The organism is Streptomyces sp. NPDC127098 (assembly GCF_042722465.1).
Lineage (GTDB): Bacteria > Actinomycetota > Actinomycetes > Streptomycetales > Streptomycetaceae > Streptomyces > Streptomyces millisiae.
This window is the reverse complement of record NZ_JBHXFJ010000001.1, coordinates 243,994-262,079: the sequence shown is the minus strand read 5'-3', so window position 1 is coordinate 262,079 and position 18,086 is coordinate 243,994. Positions and strand designations below refer to the sequence as shown.

Here is an 18,086-nt window from a genome sequence, read left to right as displayed (position 1 = left end):
ACCGCGCCGCCTTGACTGGCGGCATGGCACGAACCACACCATCGGCACCGGCGCACCGCGCCGGGGCTTGGCGGGCGGGCATCCGGCGGGCGATCCGGGCCGCCTCAGGACCGGGACCCTGGCAGCGCGGCCCGGTCCTCGCGGCCGCGGCGCTGCTGCTCGGCCTGCTCCTGCTGCTGCACGCGAGGATCACGGACCGCGCGGGCCTCGGCAGCCTGCTGGAGACCTTCCTGCCGTGGTCCGGGGTGTTCGTCCCCGTGCTGTTCGCCGCCGCGCTCTGGCGCCGCTCCCTCTCCGCGGTGGCCGCCCTGCTGCTGCCGACCGTGGTCTGGCTGAACCTCTTCGCGGGCTGCTGGGCGACAAGTCCCACCCGGCGTACGACCTCACCCTGGTCAGCCACAACGTCGACGCCGACAACCCCGACCCGGCGGGCACCGCCCGCGAGCTGGCCGCCTCAGGAGCGGACCTGCTGGCCCTGCAGGAGCTGACCCCGCAGGCCAGGGGCAGCTACGAGCAGGAGCTGGCCGACACGTACCCGTACCACACGGTGGAGGGCACGGTCGGGCTGTGGAGCAGGCTGCCGCTCTCCGAGACCCGGCCGGTTGACCTCGGGATGGACACGGTCCGGGCGCTGCGCACCACGGTGGCCACGGACCGGGGACCGCTGGCGGTGTACGTGGCGCACCTGGGATCCGTCCGGGTCTTCCCCAGGAACGGCTTCTGGACGGCCAGCCGGGACGCCGGCGCCCGGCTGCTCGGCGAGGCCGTCGCCGCCGAGCGGAACGAGCGGGTGGTGCTGCTCGGCGACCTCAACGGCACCCTGGACGACCGCGGGCTCGCCGGTATCGCCGCGCGGCTGGACTCGGTCCAGGACGCGGCCGGGGACGGGTTCGGCTTCAGCTGGCCGGCGGGGTTCCCGGTGGCGCGGATCGACCAGATCCTGGTCCACGGCGTGCAGCCGAGAAGCGCGTGGACGATGCCCGCCACCGGCAGCGACCACCGGCCGGTGGCGGCCGGAATCAACTGGTGAACCCGCCCGGGCCCGGAACATATCGTCGGCGTATCGAAAACCGCATACGGGCCGGCAACACCACGCTCCGTTGACTGGGCGCATGTCCTACAACGAGCACGTGCGGCTGACCGTCGGGCCGATCAGCGCCGCCGAGCACCTGGCGTTCGTGCGGACCCAGCGGTCGGTCAGCTTCCTGCAGACCCCGGCGTGGGGCCGCGTCAAGACCGAGTGGCGCAGCGAGTCCCTCGGCTGGTACGACGGCCGGCGGCTGGTGGGTGCCGCGCTCGTCCTGCACCGCCCGGTGCCGCGCCTCGAGCGCTTCACGCTGGCCTACCTGCCGGAGGGCCCGGTCATCGACTGGACCGGCGACATCGACGCCTGGCTCGATCCGCTGGCCGCCCATCTCAAGGCACACGGGGCGTTCGCGATCCGGCTCGGCCCGCCGGTGCGCACCAACACCTGGAGCGCCGCCCAGGTCAAGGAGGGCATCGCCGACCCGGGCGTCAGACGGCTCACCGAGATGTCCGGCCAGTGGGCCGACCCGGTCGGCGCCCGCGTCACCAGCCGGCTCAGGGACGCCGGCTGGCGGCCACAGAGCCCGGAGGACGGCTTCGGGGTCGGGCACCCGCAGTTCAAGTACGAGATCCCGCTGGCCGGCAGAACCGAGGACGACGTGCTCGGGGGCATGAACCAGGTCTGGCGCCGCAACATCAGGAAGGCCGCGAAGGCCGGCGTCGAGGTGACGGTCGGCGCGGACCTGAAGGCCTTCCACGACCTCTACGTCCACACCGCCGAGCGCGACCGCTTCACCCCCCGGCCGCTGCGCTACTTCGAGACCATGTTCGCGGCGCTGGGCGCCGAGGATCCCGAGCGGATCAAGCTGTACCTGGCCCGCCACCGGGGCGACCTGGTCGCCGCCGCCATCCTGGTCCGCGTCGGCGGCCACGCGTGGTACTCCTACGGTGCCTCCGCCACCGAGAAGCGGGAGGTGCGCGGCTCCAACGCCTGCCAGTGGGCGATGATCCGCGACTCGCTGGCGGCCGGCTGCGACGTCTACGACCTGCGCGGCATCACCCCCACCCTCGACGCGGACGACCCGCACGTCGGGCTGGTCACGTTCAAGGTCGGCACCGGCGGGCGGGCGGTGAGGTACGTCGGCGAGTGGGACCTGCCACTGCGGCCGATGGTCTACCGGGCCTTCGAGCTCTACATGAAGCGGCGCGGGCGGTGAGCGGAACCACGGCGTGAGCGTGGCCGGCACGGTCGGGCGGCCACTCAACCACCGGTGCCCCGGGCGAGCGCGGCGGCGACCTCGTCGAGGCGCGCCCCGCGGGAGGCCTTGACGAGCACCACGTCGCCGGCGCTGAGCCGGCCGCGCAGCCAGGCGACGGCCGCGTCGTTGTCGGCCAGCGTCACCGCACGCTCTCCCGCGCCGTCGGCGATCGGCAGGGCGGCCTCGCCGACCACCGCCACCACGTCGGCCCGGGAGGCGGCGTACTCCCCGACGGCGCGGTGCTCGGCCGCACCGGCGTCGCCGAGTTCGAGCATCTCGCCGAGGACGGCGATGCGGCGCCCGCCGTCCATCGCCGCCAGCGCGTCCAGGGCGGCCCGGGTCGACTCCGGGTTGGCGTTGTAGGAGTCGTTGAGCAGCGTCACACCACAGGCGAGGTAGTGCGGCTCCATGCGCCACCTCGACAGCGCGGCGGTGGGCAGCGCCGCCGCGGCCACGTCGAGGGGGACGCCGGCCGCCAGGCCGGCGGCCGCGGCGGCCGCCGCGTTGAGCGCCTGGTGGGCGCCCACGTGCGGCAGCGCGACGGGCACCGAGGCGTCGGCGGTCCGCAGCGTGAAGGACGGCCGGGCGAGCCCGTCCAGCGCCAGGCCGAGCACCCGCACGTCCGCGTGGACCGCGTGTCCGAAGGTCACCACGGGACCTTCGGTGAGCGAGCGCATCGCGACCACCCGGGGATCGTCCGCGTTGAGGACGGCGGTGCCGCCGGGCGCCAGCCCTCGCACCAGCTCGCCCTTGGCCCGGGCGATGGCCGCGCGCGACCCGAACTCGCCGAGGTGGGCCTGGCCCACGCCGAGGACGACGGCGACGTCGGGCGCGACCAGGCCGGTGAGCTCGGCGATGTCGCCGACGTGGCGGGCTCCCATCTCGATGACGAGGTACCGGGTGGCCGCGTCGGCGCGCAGCATGGTGAGCGGCACGCCGAGCTCGTTGTTGAGCGAGCCGATCGTGGCGATCGTCGGCGCCGCGCGCGAAAGAACGGCCGCCAGCAGGTCCTTGGTGCTGGTCTTCCCCTGGGAGCCGGTCAGCCCGACAACGGTCAGCCGGTCGCGCAGCCGGGCCACGACATGGACGGCGAGCGCCTGCAACGCGGCCCGGGCGTCCTCGACGACGACGGTGGGCAGCGGCGTGCGCCTGGCGCCGAGCACGGCCACCGCGCCGGCCCGGCCGGCCTGGGCGGCGTAGTCGTGGCCGTCGACGCGCTCGCCGGCGAAGGCGACGAAGAGGCCGCCCGGCTCGGCCTGCCGGCCGTCGAGCACGGCCGGCGCGGTCACCGTCACGGTGCCGTCGCCCTCGACCGTCCCGCCGACGACCGAGGCGATCTCGGTGAGGCTGAGCGGGATCACGAGCGGGCGCCCCGGGGGCCGGCGGGAATCGGTTTCCGGTAGGTCATGCCTCCAGTCAAGGGGGGCGTTATGTTGCCGGCACGTATGCGCGTTTCCATACGCCGACGACATGTCGTCCTTGATAAAGGAGGGCGCGCCGCGTCCCCGTATCGCCGGTGTATCGAAAACCCGATACACGGCGGCAACACCACGCTGCCTTGACTGGGGCCATGACCCGCAGCGAACCACCCCCGGCCGCGGCCCGCCAGCCGACGGGAATCACGGTCTATGGATGCGAGCGGGACGAGGCCGTCCTGTTCCGAGAAATGGCGCCCCGGTTCGGCGCCGTGCCGACCATCACGGCGGCGGCGGTATCCGAAACCAATGCCGAACTGGCATACGGAAACCGGTGCGTCAGCGTCGACCACAGAACCCGCGTCACGAACCCCACTCTTCTCGCGCTCAGGCAGGCCGGCGTCGCGTACGTCTCCACCAGGAGCATCGGGTACGACCACATCGACGTGGAGTACGCCGAGAGCGTCGGCATCACCGTCGGAAACGTCGCCTACTCGCCCGACAGCGTGGCCGACTACACGCTGATGCTGATGCTGATGGCCGTGCGAAACGCGAAGTCCCTCGTCCGCCGCACGGATGTCCACGACTACCGACTCGACGACGTGCGCGGGAGGGAGCTGCGCGACCTGACCGTCGGGGTGGTGGGAACGGGCCGCATCGGCGCCGCGGTGGTGGCCAGACTGCGGGGGTTCGGCTGCCGAGTACTGACCCACGACAACCGCCCCGGGACCGCCGCCGACCACGTCGGTCTCGACGAACTGTTGCGGCTGAGCGACATCGTCACGCTCCACACGCCGCTCAGCGCCGACACGCACCATCTCCTGAACCGGCGGCGCATCGGGCTGATGAAGCCCGGCGCGTTCGTCATCAACACCGGGCGCGGTCCACTGCTCGACACCGAGGCCCTGGTTTCGGCCCTTGAAAGCGGCAGGTTGGGCGGTGCGGCGTTGGACGTCCTCGAAGGAGAGGAAGGAATTTTCTACGCCGACCACAGGAACAAGCCGATCGAAAGCAAGACCCTCCTGCGGTTGCAGGAGCTTCCGAATGCGCTGGTCAGTCCGCACACCGCCTATTACACGGACCACGCCCTGAGCGACATCGTTGAACAGTCGATTGCCAACTACCTGACATTCGAAAGTGAGAACCGGAATGGCTAGGTTGAGGATCGGGATCATGTTCGGCGGCTGCTCGGAAGAGCACCACGTCTCCGTCAAGTCCGCGCAGGAGATCGCGCGGAACCTCGATCTCGAGAAGTACGAGCCGTTCTATGTGGGGATCACGGAGAGCGGCGCCTGGAAGCTCTGTGAAGGACCAGGACCGGACTGGGAGAAGAGCGGCCGGCGTACGGTCGTGCTGTCTCCCGACCGGAGCGTGCACGGACTGCTTGTGCTGGAGCAGGGGCGATACGGGACGATCCGGCTGGACGTCGTGTTGCCCGTGCTGCACGGCAGGCTCGGCGAGGACGGCGCGATGCAGGGCCTGTTGGAACTCGCGGGCATCCCCTACGTGGGCTGCGACGTCCAGAGTTCCGCCCTGTGCATGGACAAGTCCCTCGCCTACACCGTGGTCAGGAGCGCGGGAATCGCCACGCCGAACTTCCGGACCGTCACGGGGGACGTGAAGGCCGAGGACGTCGACCTCGACGGGCTCAGCTACCCCGTCTTCGTGAAGCCGGCCCGTTCGGGGTCGTCCTTCGGCGTCAGCAAGGCGTCCCGAAAGGAGGAACTGCCGGGCGCGGTGGAGACCGCGCGGCAGTACGACTCGAAGGTGCTCATCGAAGAGGCCGTCGTCGGCGCGGAGGTCGGATGCGCCGTCCTGGGCGACGATCCGGACCTGACCGCGGGCGAGGTGGACCACATCGCCCTGTCTCACGGATTCTTCCGGATACACCAGGAGGACGAGCCGGAAAGCGGCTCGGAGAACTCCACGGCAATCGTGCCCGCAGATATCCCGGCGGAGTCGCGCACGCTCGTGCGGAACACCGCGAAGGCCGTCTATCGCGCCCTGGGGTGCAGCGGTCTCTCGCGGGTGGACATGTTCCTCAAGGGGGACGGAACCGTGGTCCTGAACGAGGTCAACACCTTTCCCGGCATGACCTCGTACAGTCGTTACCCGAGAATGATGGCGGCCGCCGGCCTGCCGATCTCCGAGGTGATCGACCGGGCGGTGTCGTCGGCACTGGCGGGGAAAAGCCGATGAGGGATGACTTCGTTTACGTGGACGAGGTCGTGCCCGGTATACGCTGGGACGCCAAGTACGCCACCTGGGACAACTTCACCGGCAAACCGGTGGACGGATACCTGGCAAACCGCGTCGTCGGCACGAGGGCCCTGTGCGCGGCTCTGGAGAGGGCCCGAGAAAAGGCGGAATCCCTCGGCTTCGGACTGCTGCTGTGGGACGGTTACCGCCCGCAACGCGCCGTGGACCGCTTTCTGCGCTGGTCGCGACAGCCGGAAGACGGCCGGACGAAGCAACGACACTATCCGAACATCAACCGGGCCGAGATGTTCGAAAAGGGGTACGTGGCCACCAAGTCGGGCCACAGCCGGGGAAGCACCGTCGACCTGACGCTGTACCACCTGGCCACGGGCGAACTCGCCCCGATGGGCGGCGACCACGACCTGATGGACCAGCTCTCGCATCACGGAGCGAAGGGGATCACCCGAGTCGAAGCGGAGAACCGTCGACGGCTCTGCTCGATCATGGACGCCTGCGGTTTCACATCGTACGACTGCGAGTGGTGGCATTACACGCTGAGAAGCGAACCGTATCCGGACACCTATTTCGACTTCCCCATCACCTAGGCTGGTCGGACACCGGAGACGTCGTGGCCGGGGCCGCGGGCCGCCGGTCGATCGCCTCGATCCAGGCCACCGCGACGGCGGCGACCTGGACCAACTCGGCACGGATGGCGGTCGGATCCTCCTCGGCCAGCGCCTCGTAGACCTCCTCGAGCAGGATCCCGTCCCACGCGGTGTGCGTGTGCGCCGGCGTCCCTTCGGGGCACCGGCCGGCGGTGACCGACCGTCGGGCACGTTCCTCGTTGAGCTCCTTCCAGCGGTCGGCGCGCCCCTCGTACGCGTCGCGCGTGGCGGCGGCGTCGTCACAGGGGGAGAGGGCGGGATGGTTCTGCTCGCCCCATCTCGCTTCCTGGCGCTCGCGGGTGGCGGCGACTTCGGCCAGCACGCGGGCGGTCGTGGACACGTTCCACATGACGGGTACCTCCTGGTCGGGCAGCCGGCGGGGCCGCGCGTCGGCAGCCACCCCGGGAGCGCGGCGCTGACGGCCCCGTACCCCGACGCTCCCGGCCAACGCCCCGCCGGGTGGCCCGCATACGCTGCTCGTATGAGCAGTGACGAGGGTGCCGGTCGCCCGCTGGTCGCGATCCTGAGCGGTGCGGGGATCTCCACCGACTCGGGGATCCCGGACTACCGGGGACCGTCCGGGCTGTGGCGGCGCGATCCCGACGCCGAGAAGCTGGTGACCTACGACTTCTACATGAACGACCCGGACATCCGCCGCCGTTCCTGGCTGATGCGCCGGGACAGCGCAGCGCTCACCGCCCGGCCCAACCGCGCGCACGAGGCGATCGTCGCGCTGGAGCGGGCCGGCGTGCCGGTCCGGGTGATCACCCAGAACGTGGACGGCCTGCACCAGGCGGCCGGGCTGCCGGACCGCAAGGTGCTCGAACTCCACGGCTCGGCGCGCTCGGTGCTCTGCACCCGGTGCGGGGCGCGGAGCGCCACCGAGGAGGCGCTGGCCCGGGTCGCGGCAGGGGAGGACGACCCGGCGTGCCGGGAGTGCGGGGGGATCCTCAAGACGGCCACCGTGATGTTCGGGCAGAGCCTGGACCCGGAGGTGCTGGCCCAGGCCGTGACGATCGCCCGCGCCAGCGACGTGTTCGTGGCGGTCGGCAGCAGCCTCCAGGTGCAACCCGCCGCCTCGCTGGCCGGGATGGCGGCGGAGCACGGCGCCCGGCTGATCATCGTCAACGCCGAGCCGACGCCGTACGACGACGTGGCGAGCGAGGTGATCCGCGAGCCGATCGGGGAGGCACTGCCCGCCCTGCTGGACGGCCTGGCGCGCTGAGGGCTACCGTCGGGGTGTCGCGTTGGGAGCGCTCATCAGGTCGGCGCCGAGCCGCCGCCGGCCTCACACCTCGGTTGGAGGACAGATGAGTTCTTCCCGTGCGCTTCCCGTCGTCGTCGCCCTGCTCCTGGCCGCCGTCGGCGCCCCCGCCGCCACCGCCACCCCGGCCGCCCCGGGGCCGGCGTCCGCCGCCTGCGCCGCCGACGGATTCTGCGAGGACTTCGAGTCCCAGACCGGCGGCCAGCCGTCCGGCCGCTGGGCCGTCACCTTCCCCGACTGCTCGGGCACCGGCACCGCCGCGGTGGACACCGCCGTCGCACACACCGGCGGCCGCTCGGTCCGGGTCAACGGCGGGACCGGCTACTGCAACCACGTCTTCGTCCGCACCAGCCTGGCCGACGTGGCCACCGACGCGGGCCTGTACGTGCGCTTCTGGGTCCGGCACAGCGCCGCGCTGCCCACTCAGCACGTGACGTTTCTCGCCATGGAGGACGCCGCGGACAACGCCCGGGACCTGCGGATGGGTGGCCAGAACGGGGCCCTGCAGTGGAACCGTGAGTCGGACGACGCCACGCTGCCCGAGCAGAGCCCGGCCGGGGTGGCGTTGAGCGCGCCGCTCCCGGTCGGCCGGTGGGCCTGCGTCGAGTACCGGATCGACCCCGGCGCCGGGCTGCTCGACACCTGGCTCGACGGCACCGCCGTCACCGGCCTCACCGTCGACGGCGTCCCGACGCACGACGTCGACGGGCAGTGGCTGAACCGGACCTGGCGCCCCGACCTCGTCGATCTCCGCTTCGGTTGGGAGAGTTACGGCGAGGGCGCGGACTCCCTCTGGTACGACGACATCGCCGTGGGCACCACCCGGGTCGGCTGCTAGGCCGCGGCCCCGGTGGCCGCGGCGTCAGTGGCCGCCGTGGTCACCGTCGCCGCCGTCCTCGTGCTCCGCGGGCGCGCCGTCGCCGGCTCCCGCGGAGGCCGTGAACTCCGCGGTGTGGACCTCGCCCTCGTGCTTGAAGTCCAGGTAGAGCCGGTAGTCGCCGGCGCTCGGCGCGGTGGTGGAGAAGGCGATCTCGGGTCCTGGGGGCGTCGTGCCGTCGCCGGGGGCGCCCTCCGGGTGGACGTGGAGGTAGGCCAGGTCGCCGGCGCGCAGCGCGACCAGGTGGCCGTAGGCGCCGAGGTAGGGCTCCAGGTCGGTGACCGGCGCGCCGTCGCGGCTCACGGAGAGCGTGAGCTCGCTGTCCGCGCCGGCCGTCAGGTCGCCCGCCAGGGTGACGGTGTAGCCGTCGACGGTCGTGGTGCGCGCCGGCTCCGGGAGCTCGTCTGGTGTGTATTCGCCGGTGACCGCCAGGTCGGCGCCCAGGGTGAGCGAGCCGCCCGGGTCCCCGGCCGGGGTGAAGTCGGCGAAGATCCGGTGGTCGCCGGCGCTCTCGAAGGTCAACGGCACGCTCCAGGTGCCGTCGGCGCCGAGCTCCGGGTGCACGTGCTGGAAGCCCGAGAGGTCGCGGCGCACCACGATGAGGTGCAGGTCCTTCTCGTGGCTCGTCTCGTACGCGGTCAGCGGCTGCCCGTCGGGGCCGAGGATCCGGAACCGGAAGTCGGTGGGCTCGCCGGCGCGCGGCCGCTCGGCGAGGGGGACGAGGGTGTAGCCGCGCTCCGATATCTGCAGCCCGCCGGGCTGCTCGGCCGCCGAGTCCTCCCGCGCCGCCTCCGACGCCTCCTCGGTGGCCCCCTCCGCGGTGTCGCCGTGCGGGGTGTCGTCGTGCGCGGTGGTGGGTTCGGTGTCGACCGGGCCGACGGCGTTGCCGATGCCGAAGGCGACGCCGAAGGTCAGCGTGAGGCCGGCTCCGAAGGCGCCGACCTTGGTGATGGTCCTCATCGTGTGCCGTCCTGGTGGTGGTGGGTGGGGGCGCCCGGTGGTCCCGGGCGCCCGTGGTCCGCTGTCGGCCCTTCGGGCTCAGTGGCAGCCGCCGCCGCAGCAACTGGCGGCCGGCGCCTCGCCCTCGGGCCCGGCGACCACCTCGTAGCCGGCCTCCGCCACGGCCGCGGTGACGGCCGCGGCGTCCACCGGGCCGTCGCTGGTGACGGTCACCAGGCCGGTCTCCAGCGCCACCTCGACGCCGGTCACGCCGGGAATCCCGCCGACCTCGGCGCTGACGGAGCCGACGCAGTGTCCGCAGGTCATGCCGCTGACGGTGTAGGTGGACAGGGTCTGTGCGGTGGGTGCGGTCATGGGGGTGCCTCCTTGGGGTCCGCGTCCGGTGGACGTCTCGACAACGTACAGTAGATACCCCCTAGGGGTATCGAGTCAAGCTGATCGCGCATCGCGCATCGCGCGCCGCGCGTCCGTGGTTCGGGGGAGTGGGACGACACGACGAGCGCCCCGCCGACGGCTCCTGGCCGTCGGCGGGGCGCTCGCGCCGGAGGACGCGCCGTCAGGAAGGGGGCGTCAGCGTGCCGGCACGCCCCGGAGCGCGTCCGCCCAGGCGGAGAGCAGGCGGGCCGTCGAGCCGCCGACCGGGCCGACCGCGTCGGCCAGCGTGGCGGGGTCGGGGAGGTGCGCCGAGGCGACCGCCGCCGGCGCGGCGTCCGGCGTGTCGACGGTGCTCGAACAGACCGACAACAGGTAGTCGGGCACGCTCAGTTCGGGATCGACACAGCCCACCAGGGGCGTGCCGACGGCGGCGACGAGCGGGAAGACCGTGCCGGGGATGCCGATCGCCGCCTCGGCGCGGGCCGAGGCGACTACCGAGGGGTCGGAGCTGATCTCGTACCGCTCCCAGAGCGAACGGTCCTCGCGCGGGTGCAGCCCGACAAGGATCCGCCGGCCCGCGGCGGCCAGCCGCTCCGCGCTCGCCAGCAGCAGTTCCGTGCCGGGCGCGGCCTCGCCCGTGGCGTCCGGGTGGGTCACGCTGGTGAGAACGAGCACGAGGCCGGCCTCCGGGCGGCGCGCCGGCAGGTCGTCGGTCTGCGGGGAGCCGACCACCCGCACCGGCCTGCGGGTGCCCAGGTAGCTCGCGAACGCCCGGCCCTCGGCGGCCGAGGACGCGGTGACCAGCCGGAGGCGCGGGCGCAGTTCGCGGGCCCGCGGCGCCTCGACCGGCCGCTGGTAGGCCAACGCGGAGGCGGCGAGCGGCAGGTGCCGGAACCGGGCCGCGCACTCCGCCGGCCAGTCGCCGGCCCCGGTGACCACCAGCAGGTCGGCGCGCGGCGCGTCCGACGGCGTGGCCACCGGCACCGGATCGCCCGGGGTGATCCCGGTGCGGTCGGGCACCAGTTGGGTCAGCCGCCAGCCGCGGCGGGCGGCCTCGGCGAGCAGCGGCTTCACGTGGTACGTGCCCCAGGGTTCGTTCGTCGCGACGAGCACCCGCGGCCGGCGGCGGGTGGCCGGCTCGGCGAGCGCCGTTCCCGGGACGGCGATCCCCGCCGTCGCGCCCAGCAGTCCGCCCAGCACGGCACGGCGTGAGACTTCACGATGGATCATGTGCCGCACGCTATGGAACGAATTCGACCCTGATGTGAACGGTTCTCGAACGGTCCGGGGCGCCCCCCAGGCGGGCCCCGGACCGCTCGACGGTGCTGACGGCCGGCCCCCCCGTCTTCCCGTCCGGCCGTCCGCGGTGTGCCGGTGCCCGGCCGCGCCCCCCCTCGTGCGCGTCTCCCCGTGCCGGGCCCCGACCGTCTGCACGGCCCGTTGGCCGTCTTCCGGTGCTACGAGCGTGCGGCGCGCGGCCCGGCCCGTGCAAGCGATCGGGCGTCCGGGACAGTCCGGCTGATGTCCGGGCAGGTCACCGTGGTGTCCGGCGGCGGGCGTGGGACGAACCGGCGGATGGCGAGATCCTGGATTGATCTCCGGCCCGCCCACCGTGAGGATGAGCGCATGTCAGATCAAGCGGGGCCGGAGTCCGCGCGGGACCCGGCCGAGTTCGTCGCACGCATGCGCGAGCTCAAGCGCCGGTCCGGGCTCTCCTACCGGCAGTTGGAGGAACGCGCCGCCGCCCGTGGCGAGGTGCTGGCCCGCAGCACCATCGCCGACGGCCTACGGAAGGACACGCTGCCGCGCCCCGACGTGCTCGGGGCCTTCGTCCGCGCCTGCGGCGCCGGTCCGGCCGAGACCGTGGCCTGGCTGGAGGCCCGCGACCGGCTCGCCGCCGAGCCCGTCGTCACCCGGCCCGCGCCCGGATCCGAGCACGAGACCGAGCCGGCCGCCACGCCGGACCCCGGGACACCACGGCAGCCGTGGTGGCGCGCCACACCCCGCCGGCCGGCCCTCCTCGTCGCGGTGCTCGCCCTGCTGCTCGGCGCCGGCGCCTGGGTCCTCTGGCCCGGCGAGGAGTCCGCCGAGGTCCCCGGCACCGCCTTCGACATCGGCTGGTACGAGATCAGACCTGCCAGGACCCCCCAGCTGTGCGTGACCGACGGGCGCGAGCGGACCGGCCGCTACGCGAGTGCCGTGGCCGTGCAACTGCCCTGCGCCGAGATCGAGGTGCCGCGCGTCGCACTCCGCTCGGCCGAAGAGGACGGCTCGACCTACATCGAGTGGCACCACCCCGAGGAGGGTCGCGGCTGCCTGACCGTGCTGCGCACCGGCTCCGGCACCGGTCTGCTGGAGCCGCGCAACGACTGCGCGGGGGTGGACATACCCGGGCAGTTCTTCCGCTTCGAGCCGGTCCCCGACGCCCCCGACACCTACCGCGTCCACACCGACGGCTCCGAGGAGTGCCTCGGCATCCTGGACGACGAGGAGGTGGCGGGCGCCGAGGTCGTGGAGACACCGTGCGCCGATGAGCCGGCCCAGCAGTTCGTGGTGGTCGCCACCGGCGAGACCGACACCGTGCCCGACAGGTGACGGACCGGCCGGCCTACTCAGGCGAACGCCGGGATGACGTGCTCGCCGTACGCGTCGACCACCGACGTCCGCGCGTCGTGCATCGCGTACAGCGCGAACTGGTCGGCGCCGGCCTCCCGCAGCCGCCGCAGCTTGGCCACGTGCGCCTCGGCCGGCCCGACCAGGCAGAACCGGTCCACGATCTCGTCCGGCACGAAAGCGGCGTCCGGGTTGCCGGCCCGGCCGCGGTGCGCGTAGTCGTAGCCCCGCCGGCCCGCCACATAGGCGGTCAACTCGGCGGGCACGGACGCCGGATCCGTGCCGTAGCGGGCCACCAGGTCGGCCACGTGGTTGCCCACCATGCCGCCGAACCAGCGGCACTCCTCCCTGGCATGGGCCAACGCGGCGGGCGAGTCGTCCGCCGTCACATACGCCGGGGCCGCGACGCACACGGTGATCGCGGCCGGGTCGCGCCCCGCCGCGGCCGCGGCCGCCCGGACGGCGCGCACCATCCAGGCCGTCAGGTCCACGTCGGCCAGTTGCAGGATGAAGCCGTCGGCCCGCTGCCCGGCGAGCGCCAGCGCCCGCGGTCCGTAGGCGGCCATCCACACCGGCAGCCGCCCGCCGCGCACCCACGCCAGGCGCAGCGGCACGCCGTCCACCACGGCCTCCCTGCCCTCCGCCAGGTCGCGGATGGCGTCGATCGCCTCCCCGAGCCTGGCCAGGGTGTCGGGCCTGCGGCCGGCCACCCGCTGCGCCGAGTCCCCGCGGCCGATCCCGCAGACGGTGCGGTCGCCGAACATCTCGTTGAGCGTGGCGAAGGTCGACGCCGTGACCTCCCAGGCGCGGGTGGTCGGGTTGGTCACCATCGGGTCGACCACCAGCCGCTCCGTCCTGGCGAGGATCTGGCTGTGGATGACGAACGGCTCCTGCCACAGCACGGCCGAGTCGAACGTCCACCCGTACCGGAAGCCGGCCCGCTCGGCCCGGCACATCAGCGCCACCACGTCGGCGGCCGGCGGATCGGTCTGCAGGACGAGCCCGAACTCCATCCGCACCCTCCTCAGTTCACGTACTGACAGGTGGGCGCGCGGCAGGAAGACGCCATGGCCTGCCCGGCCGGTGAACCGGCGGCCGTCGATGACGAACCTGCCGCGCGACAGGACCGTCTCGACCCGACCGGTGACCCGCAGGCCCTCGTAGGCGGAGTAGTCCACGTTCATGTGGTGGGTGGCGGCGGAGATCGTCTGCTCCGCCGTCGGGTCGTACACCACGACGTCGGCGTCCGAGCCGGGGGCGATCGTGCCCTTGCGCCCGTAGAGCCCGAACATCCTGGCCGGCGCCGCGCAGGCCAGCTCGGCCACCGCCTCCCGCGCCGACACGTGCACCACGTACAGCGGCGCGTCCCCGGCCACCCGCGCCAACTGGATCGCCCGGTGCGTCGCCTCCGACTCCGACAGGGCCCGCCGCACCTCCCCGTGGTACCGCGGCTCCGTCCGCCCGGCCGCCAGCGCCTGCTCCACCAGCACGTCGATCGCGATCCCGTTCTCGGCGTGCATCATGACCAACCCGCCGTTTCCGGCCGCGCGGTGGGCCGCAGGATCCGCCCGTCGTCGCTGTGAAAGACCCCGTGATAGGCCATGAACAGCTTGAACGAGGTGACGCCCTCGTCGACCAGCCGGTCCATCTCCCGGAGCGAGCTCTCGGTCACGTCCGACACGATCACGTGGAACGCGTAGTCCACCGCGCACCCGCCCGCCGCCCGGCCCAACCAGCGGTCGAGCCCCTCCCGCAGCATGCTGACGGACGCCGACCTCGCCTGCGGGTCCCCGTCATTCGCGCCAGGGTCTGTCAAACTCGTTTGACAGTCCCTCCGCGTCCGGTTGCGGTGCGTGGTGTGGCAGCCGTTCCCTGGGACGGCCGAGGGGTTGGAACAGGACGCCCGAGTTTGCCGAGCAGTGGGTCGCGGAGATGTGGCGGCTGGTACCCGTCGACGGTGACGACCTGCACGAGTCGTTGTTCGTGACGGCCGTGGCCCCGGGCATCATCGGGGTGAATCACGGGGATCTCCTTCCAAGGCAGAGCGCGGAGCTGACGGGCCTGGCCGCGCTGGTTGTTCTTGATGGCCAGCAGGTAGTGGGCGCCACGTTCGTGCAGGTAGGTGGCGTGACCGTGCTCGGCGTACAGGGCATCGGCGGTAACGACCACCCCTGCGAGGTTCGCGTCGTCGATCTGATCGAGGAGAGGTGCGAACTCGGGCATTTCGTTGGTCTTCGCGCCGATCTCGCGGGAGGCGAGAGTGACACCGTCGCCGTGTCGGACGGCGGACAAGACGAAGACCAGGCTGCCGTCCGGGTGCCTCGCTCCGCGGAGACACTTGCCGTCCACCGCGATCGCCCGCCGCCGCAGCCGTACCGGCTCGGCGCGGCCGCCCGGGTGGCCCGGCGCTGTTCACGTTGGGTGCCACCGTCGGGCGTCACCGGCTCCAGGCGGCGGGACGATGCGGACAGCGGTGGCCGAAGGTAGTCGTAACAGGCCGCGCCGATCTCGCCGGGATCGAGCCGCCCCAGGACGCTGCGCAGGGTCTTCTCGCTCGGCACCCGGTAGCGGCCGAGGAGTGGGTGGTAAGGCAGGCCGAAGGCGGCCAGTTCCTGCGGCGTCGCACGCCGGCAACACTCCGCCGCCGCGGTGATCGAGTCATGGCCGGACGAGGTCATCGCGCAGACCACCCGGGCCAGCAGCGAGGAGAGCCGGTACCGCACTCCGCAAGCCCCTCTCGGACCGGTGACCGACTCGAACTCGTTCACCAAGCAGCGGACTTGCTCCTTGGGGCACTCTCGCCGAGGGCTTCCAGGCGAGGCGCATGGGGCACGGGGGCAGCGACAGGGAATGATGGAGGAACGAACACGGCACCTTCGTGGACCTTGCGGCGTAGAGAACTACATGATCCATAGGTGCCGTGTTCACCTGCTTCCGGGGCCCACCATCGGGATCAACACCCCAGGCCGGGATGATCCAGGCACTCACGGGGCCCTGGCCAGGGGCCGTCGGTGAGGTCGTCGCGGTGGACGATCGCGATACGGCCCTCGCCCGGATCGCCGGCAGCGCCGCTGTGTCGAACGCGGACACCTGCTCGCCGCCGCACCAGCCCAACGACGACGCCACGCAGTCATCCGAGGCCGTCGGGCCCACCCTGTTGCCCAACATCCCCGTTTCCTTCGTGGTTCCCGGCGTTATACCCCACGAGACGAGGTGGCCCGATCCCCTGTGACATGGGTGCGCGTGACCTACGTATCCCCGCCGACATCGGGGGCGGGGAGCCATAGGATCAGGCAGGCGGTTGAACTGTGTGCGGCGTGGGGGGAGTTCGGGGTGCTTGGTAGGACGCCGGGGTGGGCGGCGGTCGTGGCGGCGTCGCTGGTGGCGCTTGTGGCGGGCGGCTGCCGGGGCGATGCCGACCCTACCGCCGCCGAGACCGGCGCCCCGCCGGCCGTCGTGGAGCTGCAGGAACGATGGTGGGCGTGGGCCGCGTCCTCGCCCACCGAGCGGAATCCCGTCGCGGACACGGACGGGCGGTGGTGCGACGTCAACCAGCCATCGGACGTGTGGTTCCTGGCCGGCACCTTCGGCGATCGGGTGGAGCGGAACTGCACCGTCCCGGCGGGTCGGCCGCTCGCGTTCCCGCTGGTGAACATCGTCGGCGCGGAGCCCGACTGTGCGGCCTTCATGACGGACGCCGAGGGCTCGGCTGTCTGGGACGGCACGGAGAGCGAGGCCATCCGACTGTCGGGCGAGCGCGTCGAGTTCGAGGGCGCCCCGGGGAATCCCCTCACCGCCTCCGACGGTCCGCGGAGCGCGGTGAGTTGTGGGCTGTGGGTCCAGCTGCCGCCTCCGGATCCTGGCCGGCATACCCTGCGAATCCGCGGTTGGGCCGGCGGTTTCAGCACGGCCGTCGACTACACCCTGACCGTTACCGAGGCGTCGTCGACCGCCTCGTGAGCCGCCTGGCGCCCGCCGCGACGGGTCCAGGGAATGACGCGCGGATCAAACTGGTCGTCGGCAGCCTGGTTTGCGCGGTCGTCCCGAGCCGGCTTGGCCGACGACTACTCGTCCCGCACCGCTCCAGGAAGCTGAGCCCATACTTTCAATAGACCACAGTGCCCTCCGCGCGAGCGGAGGTGGTCCGCTCCTGGAGGCCGCCGGCAACGACGTCGGCGAGTGCTCTCCGCGTGAGCAGAGGTGAATCGTGGACCTACGCCACCTCGTAGGACGGCGGGCTGTCTCTCTGCGCGAGCGGAAGTGGGCAGTCGGCTCTGCGTTCCTCTGGAGGGACGCATTCGGAGGTCGTCCCCCAGGTGTTCCCCAAGGAGCACGGCTTGACCGTTCGGGTTGGAAAGGTGCAGGTCAGCGGTGGTGTGACCCGGTGAGACTGAGCCCACTGTAAATCTGCCGGCTCGGCCTACCCAGGTTCGAACCCTGACGCCGCCACCCTGTGATTGAGGCCCTGACCGCGAAAACACGGTCAGGGGCCCTTTCGCTTTTCGAACGTGGCGCGAGGCGTTATGCCCTCTATGTCTGCCTTGTCTCACCGGATCTCGCTTCCTGACCAGCGCGTGTGGGACATTTGGGGCCAGCGGACCCCTCCGAGGAGCGGTTGTCCTGCGGGCCGCTATCGCGGCGTTGGAGCCGATCAGTGTGCTGTCGGCTACCAAGCCGTGTGCTGGCATGCCGGAGCGTTCGGTCGGCTGTGAGGTGCGGTGCTCGTGTCATGCCAACGACGGGGACCCTGCGACCCGGGGGCGCTGTCGTCGAGAATGAGCGGCATGACACGTCTCCGGGCTCCGTTTGGCAGGTGGGATCCGGCCTCTCTGGGCGAGGTTGTCGCGAGGTTCTCCGGCTTGGATTCTTGCTGGTGGGTGGCCGGGGGCTTTGCGATCGAGCTCGCGGTGGGCCGCCGATTCCGGAGCCATGGGGACATAGATGTCCTGCTGCTGCGGCGTGACCAGCTCATAGCCCAGCGGGCTCTGTCGGGCTGGGAATGGTGGGCGGCCGATCCACCGGGAAGCTTGCGTCCGTGGGCGTCGGACGAGGTCCTGTCGCCGGAAGTTCATGACATCTGGTGCCGACCCGAGCCCGACGATCCCTGGCGCGTTCAGATAATGATCGACGAGTCCCTCGGCATGGAATGGGTGTCACGGCGTGACCCCCGGGTGCGTAGGCCGATCAGCACGCTGGGGATGGCCTCGGCTGATGGCGTTCCTTTTCTCGCCCCGGACGTGCAGCTCTACTACAAGGCCAAGGGGCCTCGGCCCAAGGACGAAGAGGACTTCGACGCCGCGCTGCCCGTGCTCACCGATCGGCAACGATGTTGGCTCGTCGATGCGATCTCCAAGACGTACGGACCTCACCCTTGGATCAAGCGCCTGCAGGCATGACCTCAAGGTCGGCCGGTGTCCCACCGGAGCCGTGGAG

Annotated in this window: 15 protein-coding genes and 3 pseudogenes; 10 read left to right on the top strand and 8 right to left on the bottom strand. The window is 72.2% G+C overall.

Features of this window, described 5'->3' with window-relative positions; genetic code table 11:
- Positions 1-23: 23 nt before the first annotated feature.
- Positions 24-1,030: pseudogene (locus ACFWI8_RS01140) on the top strand (endonuclease/exonuclease/phosphatase family protein).
- 82 nt (positions 1,031-1,112) lie between these two features.
- Entirely contained in the window at positions 1,113-2,243 is a 1,131-nt protein-coding gene (locus ACFWI8_RS01135; protein ID WP_387084172.1) for a lipid II:glycine glycyltransferase FemX, read from the top strand.
- Positions 2,244-2,287: 44 nt separating this feature from the next.
- On the opposite strand, the gene murF is transcribed toward ACFWI8_RS01135, so the two are convergent.
- Entirely contained in the window at positions 2,288-3,646 is a 1,359-nt protein-coding gene (gene murF / locus ACFWI8_RS01130; RefSeq protein WP_387084170.1) for a UDP-N-acetylmuramoyl-tripeptide--D-alanyl-D-alanine ligase, read from the bottom strand.
- Positions 3,647-3,855: 209 nt separating this feature from the next.
- Between murF and ACFWI8_RS01125 the strand changes: the two genes are divergently transcribed.
- From ACFWI8_RS01125 to vanX, 3 genes are read left to right on the top strand one after another with little or no spacing between them, the layout of a single operon-like run.
- A complete protein-coding gene (locus ACFWI8_RS01125; protein WP_387084168.1) occupies positions 3,856-4,857 on the top strand; it encodes a D-isomer specific 2-hydroxyacid dehydrogenase family protein in 1,002 nt (333 codons plus the stop codon).
- On the top strand, positions 4,850-5,899 hold the full coding sequence (gene vanA / locus ACFWI8_RS01120) for a D-alanine--(R)-lactate ligase (RefSeq protein WP_387084166.1): 1,050 nt from the start codon (positions 4,850-4,852) through the stop codon (positions 5,897-5,899). The genes ACFWI8_RS01125 and vanA overlap by 8 nt, the downstream gene beginning before the upstream one ends.
- Positions 5,896-6,504, top strand: coding sequence for a D-Ala-D-Ala dipeptidase VanX (vanX, locus tag ACFWI8_RS01115; protein ID WP_387084164.1), 609 nt, complete (start codon positions 5,896-5,898; stop codon positions 6,502-6,504). The genes vanA and vanX overlap by 4 nt, the downstream gene beginning before the upstream one ends.
- Here the strand turns inward: vanX and ACFWI8_RS01110 are convergent.
- Positions 6,497-6,913 carry a hypothetical protein gene (locus ACFWI8_RS01110; protein ID WP_387084162.1) on the bottom strand — a complete coding sequence of 139 codons (417 nt, stop codon included), beginning with the start codon at positions 6,911-6,913 and terminating at the stop codon, positions 6,497-6,499. The genes vanX and ACFWI8_RS01110 overlap by 8 nt on opposite strands.
- Positions 6,914-7,045: 132 nt before the next feature.
- On the opposite strand from ACFWI8_RS01110, the gene ACFWI8_RS01105 reads away from it, so the two are divergent.
- Both ACFWI8_RS01105 and ACFWI8_RS01100 read left to right on the top strand, forming a co-directional pair.
- Positions 7,046-7,789 carry an NAD-dependent deacetylase gene (locus ACFWI8_RS01105; RefSeq protein ID WP_387084161.1) on the top strand — a complete coding sequence of 248 codons (744 nt, stop codon included), beginning with the start codon at positions 7,046-7,048 and terminating at the stop codon, positions 7,787-7,789.
- Positions 7,790-7,874: 85 nt separating this feature from the next.
- Positions 7,875-8,666 (top strand): hydrolase, encoded by a 792-nt coding sequence (locus tag ACFWI8_RS01100; RefSeq protein WP_387084160.1) that lies wholly within the window; start codon positions 7,875-7,877, stop codon positions 8,664-8,666.
- A 24-nt stretch (positions 8,667-8,690) separates the two neighbouring features.
- On the opposite strand, the gene ACFWI8_RS01095 is transcribed toward ACFWI8_RS01100, so the two are convergent.
- The 3 genes from ACFWI8_RS01095 to ACFWI8_RS01085 form a co-directional block, all read right to left on the bottom strand.
- Positions 8,691-9,665, bottom strand: coding sequence for a hypothetical protein (locus tag ACFWI8_RS01095; RefSeq protein WP_387084159.1), 975 nt, complete (start codon positions 9,663-9,665; stop codon positions 8,691-8,693).
- A 78-nt stretch (positions 9,666-9,743) separates the two neighbouring features.
- Positions 9,744-10,019, bottom strand: coding sequence for a heavy-metal-associated domain-containing protein (locus ACFWI8_RS01090; protein WP_387084158.1), 276 nt, complete (start codon positions 10,017-10,019; stop codon positions 9,744-9,746).
- 216 nt (positions 10,020-10,235) lie between these two features.
- Positions 10,236-11,270, bottom strand: a complete 1,035-nt coding sequence (locus tag ACFWI8_RS01085; protein WP_387084156.1) for a hypothetical protein — start codon at positions 11,268-11,270, stop codon at positions 10,236-10,238.
- Between the two features lie 396 nt (positions 11,271-11,666).
- Here ACFWI8_RS01085 and ACFWI8_RS01080 point away from each other — a divergent pair, with 396 nt between their 5' ends.
- Positions 11,667-12,635 (top strand): helix-turn-helix domain-containing protein, encoded by a 969-nt coding sequence (locus tag ACFWI8_RS01080; protein ID WP_387084154.1) that lies wholly within the window; start codon positions 11,667-11,669, stop codon positions 12,633-12,635.
- 17 nt (positions 12,636-12,652) lie between these two features.
- Here ACFWI8_RS01080 and ACFWI8_RS01075 read toward each other — a convergent pair whose 3' ends face one another.
- From ACFWI8_RS01075 to ACFWI8_RS01065, 3 genes and pseudogenes are all read right to left on the bottom strand, one after another.
- The gene (locus ACFWI8_RS01075; protein WP_387084152.1) at positions 12,653-13,666 is read right to left on the bottom strand and encodes a TIGR03842 family LLM class F420-dependent oxidoreductase; all 1,014 of its coding nucleotides are present in this window, start codon (positions 13,664-13,666) and stop codon (positions 12,653-12,655) included.
- An 11-nt stretch (positions 13,667-13,677) separates the two neighbouring features.
- Positions 13,678-14,409 (bottom strand): annotated as a pseudogene (locus ACFWI8_RS01070) (amidohydrolase family protein); the annotation flags it as partial.
- A 176-nt stretch (positions 14,410-14,585) separates the two neighbouring features.
- Positions 14,586-15,522, bottom strand: a pseudogene (locus ACFWI8_RS01065) (transposase family protein); the annotation flags it as partial.
- 464 nt (positions 15,523-15,986) lie between these two features.
- Here ACFWI8_RS01065 and ACFWI8_RS01060 point away from each other — a divergent pair.
- Positions 15,987-16,613, top strand: a complete 627-nt coding sequence (locus ACFWI8_RS01060; RefSeq protein ID WP_387084150.1) for a signal protein — start codon at positions 15,987-15,989, stop codon at positions 16,611-16,613.
- An 824-nt stretch (positions 16,614-17,437) separates the two neighbouring features.
- Positions 17,438-18,049, top strand: coding sequence for a nucleotidyltransferase domain-containing protein (locus tag ACFWI8_RS01055; protein WP_387084148.1), 612 nt, complete (start codon positions 17,438-17,440; stop codon positions 18,047-18,049).
- The last annotated feature ends 37 nt before the right edge of the window (positions 18,050-18,086 follow it).